General features: G+C 68.0%; 3 protein-coding genes. All 3 read left to right on the top strand.

Annotation, left to right across the window (positions count from 1 at the left end):
• The first annotated feature begins 21 nt into the window (after nucleotides 1-21).
• Nucleotides 22-762: a flagellar motor protein gene (locus AB4Y84_RS19505; RefSeq protein ID WP_025878976.1), complete on the top strand. Its 741-nt coding sequence runs from the start codon at nucleotides 22-24 to the stop codon at nucleotides 760-762.
• Between the two features lies 1 nt (nucleotide 763).
• A complete protein-coding gene (gene motD, locus AB4Y84_RS19510; RefSeq protein ID WP_394197718.1) occupies nucleotides 764-1,777 on the top strand; it encodes a flagellar motor protein MotD in 1,014 nt (337 codons plus the stop codon).
• Nucleotides 1,778-1,781: 4 nt separating this feature from the next.
• A partial coding sequence (locus AB4Y84_RS19515) for a ParA family protein (RefSeq protein WP_442250709.1) occupies nucleotides 1,782-2,379 on the top strand: 598 nt, incomplete at its 3' end.

A 2,379-nucleotide genomic window follows, 5' to 3' on the forward strand; every position in this document is an offset into this window, starting at 1 on the left:
ATACAAGCCGATACCGGACCCATGGATAGACTCAGCCTCATTGGACTTTTCCTCGCCCTGGCCTCGCTGGTCGGTGGCAGCATCCTCAAGGGCGCCGGCCTGGCGTCGCTGTGGTCGCCTGCGGCGTTCGTGATCGTCATCGTCGGCACCATCGCCGCCATCCTGCTGCACACCTCGCCAGCGGTGTTCAAGCACGCCTTCAAGATCGTGCGCTGGGTCGTGCGGCCGCCGCACAGCGACCGTCGTGAACTGATCCAGCAGATCGTGGAGTGGAGCAACATCGCCCGCCGCCAGGGCCTGCTCGGCCTGGAATCGCAGGTGGAAGCACAGCAGGACCCGTTCCTGCGCAAGGGCCTGCAGCTGCTGGTGGACGGCGTTGAACCGGAATCGATCCGGCACATGCTGGAGATCGAACTGGGCAGCCAGGAGCACCAGGACCAGGCCGCCGCCAAGGTGTTTGAAAGCATGGGYATCTATGCGCCCACGCTGGGCATCATCGGCGCCGTGCTCGGCCTGATCGCGGTGATGAAGAACCTCGCCGACCCGAGCAAGCTCGGCCACGGCATCGCCGCCGCGTTCACCGCCACCATCTACGGCATCGCCTCGGCCAACCTGCTGTTCCTGCCCATCGCCGCCAAGCTGAAGGGCGTCATCGCCCATTCCAGCCGCGACCGCGAAATGGTCATCGAAGGCCTGATCTCGATTGCCCAGGGCGAGAACCCGCGCAACATCGAAACCAACCTCTCCGGCTTCCTGCACTGACATGGCCCGCCGCAAGCACCACGAAGAGCACGCCAATCACGAGGCATGGGCCATCCCCTATGCCGACCTGATGACGCTGCTGCTCGCCTTCTTCGTGGTCATGTACGCGATCTCCTCGGTCAACGAGGGCAAGTACCGGATCATGGCCGACGCCCTCACCGATGCCTTCGGTGGTGCGCCGCGCACCATCAATCCGGTGCAGGTGGGCAACAAGCAGGTGCAGGGTGGCGGCTGGGACAGCCCGTCGGTGATCAAGTCCGGCACCAAGATCGGGCCGTCCGCTCCCGCGCCCTCGCACGACCCCACCCTGCTGCCGGCGATGGCCTCGCAGATGCGCATGCCGGTGTCGGTGCACAACCAGGAACAGATCGCGCGTGCCGAGCGCCAGCTCAACAGCATCGCTGACCGCCTGACCGCCGCGCTGGCGCCACTGATCGACCGCGGCATGATCAGCGTGCGCCGTACCGAGCTGTGGATCGAAGTGGAGATCAACAGCGACATCCTGTTCCCGACCGGCTCGGCGGCGCTGGACGTGCATGCGCGCGACACCCTGGCCAGCCTGGCCGGTGTGCTGCGCGACGTGCCCAACAGCGTGCGCGTGGAAGGCCACACCGACAACGTGCCGATTGCCACTGCCACCTTCCCGTCCAACTGGGAACTGTCGGCCGGGCGCGCGGCCAGCGTGGTGCATCTGTTTGCTGACCAGGGGCTGCAGCCATCGCGGCTGGCGATGGTCGGCTACGGCCAGTTCCGCCCCCGCGAAGACAACGACAGCGCACAGGGCCGCAATCGCAACCGGCGGGTGATGGTCATCATCCTGGCCGACACCAGTCATTCGGTGGACCCGCTCGGCGAACGCCTGAATGCCGCCACCGGCGCTGCCCGCGGCGCCAGCGAACAGGCCGCCACCGCACCGGCCACCACCCCCACTTCCCCCATCGCACCGGTGCAGTTGCCACCGGTGCCGGCTGGCAGCCGCGTCGGCGCCGCCGTTCCCCCGGCAATGAAGGAGTAATCCGATGCGCATCTGGGCAGTCGCCAACCAGAAGGGCGGAGTCGGCAAGACCACCACCACCCTCGCCCTCGGTCGCGGCCTGGYCGCGCTCGGCCACCGCGTGCTGCTGATCGATCTCGATCCGCATGCCTCGCTGACCCGCGCCTTCGGCGTGCCGATCGAGCCGGCACCGGCCGGCGTGCTGGAACTGTTCGGCGCACCGCCGGCCGACCTCTCCGCGCTCAGCCATGCCAGCAACATCGGCGGACTCGATTACGTGTGCGCGCAGGCCTCGCTGGCCACGCTGGAACGACGCAGCGCCAACCAGCCTGGCCTCGGCCTGGCCCTGCAGAACGCGCTCGCCCGCCACCAGGGCCAGCACGACTACATCCTGCTGGACTGCGCACCGACCCTGGGCCTGCTGATGATCAACGCACTGGCCGCGGCCGATCGCCTGATCATCCCTACCCAGGCCGAGCCGTTGGCCCTGCACGGCCTGGATGGCATGGTCCGCACCGGCGAGATGGTCGAGCGTTCGCGCCGCCGGCCGCTGCCGATCTCGATCCTGCCGACGCTGTTCGACCGCCGCACCCGCACCGGCAATGAATCGCTGCGCGCCATGC

Source organism: Stenotrophomonas sp. 2YAF22, assembly GCF_052114665.1.
Lineage (GTDB): Bacteria > Pseudomonadota > Gammaproteobacteria > Xanthomonadales > Xanthomonadaceae > Stenotrophomonas > Stenotrophomonas indicatrix.